Origin of the sequence: Microcystis sp. LE19-8.1F, from assembly GCF_027531715.1 — a bacterium.
GTDB classification, from domain to species: Bacteria; Cyanobacteriota; Cyanobacteriia; order Cyanobacteriales; family Microcystaceae; genus Microcystis; species Microcystis wesenbergii_A.
Genome location: NZ_JAPZSO010000224.1, coordinates 1 through 4,374 on the forward strand (window position 1 = coordinate 1; position 4,374 = coordinate 4,374).

Genomic DNA, 4,374 nt, shown 5'->3' on the forward strand with positions numbered 1-4,374 from the left:
TGCCTGTAAGCAAGCCTGATAGAATGAAGGTAACATTTTTAATTTTTGAGTGGTTGTCCTAACCACTCTATTTCTTTAGGGGGTCGTTTGGCTAGACTCCCCGCTCTATCTAGCTTGTAGCCCCTCTGTCACCCCTTGAACATAAAATTTCTAACTTTTTCCTTAACTGAGGCAACATCTAGCCGATGTTCTTGCATCAAATATTGATAAGTTCCGCAAAATTGAGAAAATCGATCTTCAATACCAATGCAACAAATCCAACTGGGATGATAGGTGCTGGCAATTTCAGAAATAGCAGAACCCAACCCCCCATAGATAGAATGTTCTTCTATCACCACAATAGCTTGATATTGCTGACAAATTTCTCTCACTTGTTGGACATCAAGAGGCTTAATAAAAGGAACACTCCACACCCCACTATTATCCCATTCTTGGGCTACTTCTAGAGCCGTTTTAACCATCGAACCTGTCGCCAAAAATCCAAGGTTGCCGGTGCCTGGTTTAACGGGGTAAAGTTTACCCGTATCAAGATTAGGTAAAGTCTCATGAATTACCCCTAAATCTGCCTTACCCATGCGTAAATAAACTGGTCTATCACTGTTAAAAGCCCAATTCATACATTGAGTCATTTCGGAGGCATCTGCCGGGGAGAGAATCGAGATATTAGGTAAAGCCCTTAAAGCGGCAATATCTTCGGTAGACTGATGACTAGAACCCAGACTACTATAGACCACTCCAGCGCCATCTCCAATCAATAAAACCTTTAATTGTTCATAACAAATATCTAACTTAATTTGTTCTAGAACTCTTATCGGCAGAAAAGAACTTAAACCATAAACTACTGGAAAAAACCCCGATTTAGCGAGTCCTGCCGCCACCCCTACCATATTTTGTTCTGCTACCCCCGCATTAATATATTGTTTAGGGCAAGCCTGACGAAAATCATCGAATAAAGCATAACCATGGTCCCCGGTTAATAACAGAACTCGCTCATCCCCTAAAGCAAATTTGACTAAAGCATCTGAAAAAGCGTTTCTCATAAACTTAATTTATCCTTGTAAACTTGAGGTTCTAATTCGGCTTTAGCTTGTGCATAAATTTCTCGATTTAAGCGGCTATAATGCCAAACATTATTATCTTCCATGAAAGAAACCCCTTTCCCTTTAACCGTGTGAGCGATAACAGCTTTAGGACAAGAAGAAGACAGTTCTAATAATTCTTGAAATACCTGATCTAATGCCTTTTCATCATGACCATCTACTTCTCGACAGTCAAAACCAAAAGCCCGGAACTTATCAGCAATTTGACCTAAATTCATCACTTCTTGAGTAGACCCCATCGCTTGATAACCATTAGCATCTACAATGACTAACAAGTTAGACAGTTGAAAATGAGAGGCAAAAAGTAAGGCCTCCCAAATCGACCCTTCATTAATTTCTCCATCCCCCACAAGGGCAAAACAACGCTGTCCGGTTCCTTTAATTTTACTAGCTAACGCTATCCCCACACCCACAGATAAACCATGCCCTAAAGACCCTGAACTTACTTCTAAACCAGGCACATGAGCATCAGATAACCCTTTAAGAATTGTACCATCCCCAAAGTAATTATCAATATCCTTATCCGTTAGCCAGCCTAACTCATACATACAAGCATATTGAGCCATTACTCCATGACCTTTACTGAGAATTAAATAATCTCTGCCGGGGGACTCCGGTTGACCATTCCCTAGATTTAGGTAAGAACGATAGAGAACTGCGAGAATCTCGATAATAGAAAAGGCACAGCCAATATGCACGGTCGAACCAGCAAAGGCCATCCTCAGAACAGTTTGACGGAGTTGATTCGCCGCAAATTTCATGAGTTAAACTCCTCAATGATTATCAGTTTGTGTTAGTCTTTGTTGATACCATGCAAGGGTTTTTTTAATCCCTGTAGATAAATCAACGGTTGCCTTGAGTCCTAATTCTTTTAATGCTCTGTCAGTAGCGGGTACATATCTGGCAATCCGTTGACCTACAACTGGTTCTTGAGCAACAGTGATAGAATTAGGGTGTCCAGCAATTTCCGCCACTGCTAAGGCGGTATCTTTGATGTTGATTTCCAGATTTGAACCCACATTATAAGGACGACAAGACTGCCCCTTAAATAATATAGTCCATAACCAAATCATCAAATCCGAAGCATATAAATAGGAACGATAGGGGGTTCCATCTCCTTTAACATGAATCGTTTTTCCCTCTAAAATGTCCCTGATAAAGTTGCCAATGGCAAAAGATTCACCTAAAGGTAAATAGGGACCGACAAAGGCAAAACACCTGGCGATTTTTACCTCTATATTATACTCCTGAGCATACAAGACACTTAAGAGTTCTGCGAGTCGTTTTCCCTCTCCATAAACGGAGTTAGGAGAACTCACATCCGGCGCCCCTTGATAACTTTCCGGAATATGACTTATATCTGAGGGTTGTTGACCATAAATTGCTCCTGAGCTAGTTAGTAATAATTTTTTTGTGCCACAATTTTTAGCAAAATCTAGCACTCGCCAAGTCCCTTGTACTGTAGTATCTAGCACAAAAAGACGATCCTGTTGATGTACTAGAGAACTCGCTTCAGTTGCCGCATGAATAATATAAGAAAACTCCTCTTCAGGAAACTGAAATGACCTAACATCACCGCTATGGAATTGAATAGCGGGATGATTGGCTAAATGAGGAGCTTTTTGACTGAAACTATCAGGATTTCTAGTTAAAACAACTGCCGATGCTTTTAAGTCTCGCTGATCATTGGCCCAGATAAAACTTTCTAATAACCAACAGCCAAAAAAGCCTGTACCTCCGGTAATAAATATCCGCTGTCCCCGCAATTCTTCCCAGAGGTCTTTAGTGTGGGCGAGAATGTCATTTAAGTCATTTGTTAGGTTAGGTTGCATCTTCAGCCAATCCATTTCATAGAAAAAGACAAATCCACACAAAAATCAAAAGCAATAGATTTTTACATTCACTCTACCCAATGCGATAAGAAAAGGGTAACTTAAAAAAGAGATAACAAACAAGTCCATTATATTGTCTAATTGACGAGATTGACTAAAATTTCTGGTCATAAAAAACATCCAAAAAAATAAAAATGTTCCCAAAAATGCGAACAATGCAAATTTACCTACGCTCCGACAAAACTCTCGGATAGTCGCTGTTACCTACTCTAACATCTCCTCCGTTAATCCTGGAAATACCCCAATCCAGAAGATTCCTTCCATGATTTTATCAGCATTTGACAAGTCTCCTACAAGGTTTCTGGTTCAACGCCTAATTCTCTTAATTTTTCAGCTAATTTTTGCCGTAACATTCGCTCCTGTTCGAGTTGATATTCAGTTTGTGCGACTCGTTCACTCCCCCATAATAACAGATTGCCCGACAGCTCCCACCAAGGTAACCAATAGGCTGTCACTTCAGCTTTTTTTCCCTGCCAGACTCCCAAAAATAAGTTAATCTCTGCTATCCAATAACGATTGTTTTCATTAGGTTTTTGTTGTTCATACTTTCCTTGATTTAATCGATAAATTTCTAATTCTCCTGTTTTTGGGTGAAATATTCCATAGACAGGTACTTGTAATATTTGCTCATAAAAATACCATTTTCCATAGGGATAATGGGGATTCAATGAGTATTCTCCCCCTTCGGTTTCCGAGATAAACTCCATGACAATAGCTGGGATATCTCCTTCAAGATGGGGAGTATAACTGCGCCGAATTTCTCCGCTAGGAATCGGTTTTACTGAGGGAATATAAACCCAGTCAGGCGCTTTGACAACAGTTTGAGTTTTAACGGTAGCACACAAGCCAAAATTAGAAGCAATTAGCATCGATTCCAGAATTAATCCTGCTAATTCTAGCGATTCCCGTAAAGATGCTGCTAATAGGGGTTGCAAGTTGTTGTCCACAGGTTCGTCAGGTAGAATAAAATCATCTGGCAGTTTTTCCCAGGTGATTATCGTTGATTTTGTCGGTAAATCAATGGCAGATGGTGTCATTGTCGTAAACAGTCCTTCCTAATATTTAATAAGCTCTCTTCAGTATAAACTGCCCGCGACTAAGTAGGTGCATTAAATTAATTATCAAATAGACCTGTAGGTGGACAATGCTGGCAATTATTTCATACACTATCATCAACTTCAACTCCCAGCGATCGCAATTTTGCCGCCAAGCGCTCGGCTCGTTGCTTTTCCTGCTCTGCTAACTCCTCTATGGTGGGGAGCAATTGCCCCGCTGGTGTTGCCCAACGCAGCCAAGTAATCGGCTCTTGTTCATCCCCATAAATTCCCTGCCAGCGCACTAACACTAGCCCTAATATTTCGCTGCTGAATCTGCCTTGAGCA

4 protein-coding genes and 1 pseudogene are annotated in these 4,374 nt (G+C 40.6%); all 5 read right to left on the reverse strand.

Features of this window, described 5'->3' with window-relative positions:
* Nucleotides 1-128 precede the first annotated feature (128 nt).
* Complete coding sequence (locus tag O9334_RS20620; protein ID WP_288002206.1) at nt 129-1,040, reverse strand: transketolase family protein; 912 nt, start codon at nt 1,038-1,040, stop codon at nt 129-131.
* Nucleotides 1,037-1,861 carry a transketolase gene (locus O9334_RS20625; protein ID WP_288002208.1) on the reverse strand — a complete coding sequence of 275 codons (825 nt, stop codon included), beginning with the start codon at nt 1,859-1,861 and terminating at the stop codon, nt 1,037-1,039. Before O9334_RS20625 ends, O9334_RS20620 begins: the two co-directional genes overlap by 4 nt.
* 12 nt (nt 1,862-1,873) lie before the next feature.
* Nucleotides 1,874-2,947, reverse strand: a complete 1,074-nt coding sequence (locus tag O9334_RS20630) for an NAD-dependent epimerase/dehydratase family protein (RefSeq protein WP_288002211.1) — start codon at nt 2,945-2,947, stop codon at nt 1,874-1,876.
* Nucleotides 2,948-3,282: 335 nt separating this feature from the next.
* Nucleotides 3,283-4,029: a Uma2 family endonuclease gene (locus O9334_RS20635; RefSeq protein ID WP_288002212.1), complete on the reverse strand. Its 747-nt coding sequence runs from the start codon at nt 4,027-4,029 to the stop codon at nt 3,283-3,285.
* A gap of 122 nt (nt 4,030-4,151) precedes the next feature.
* Nucleotides 4,152-4,374: pseudogene (locus O9334_RS20640) on the reverse strand (Uma2 family endonuclease); the annotation flags it as partial.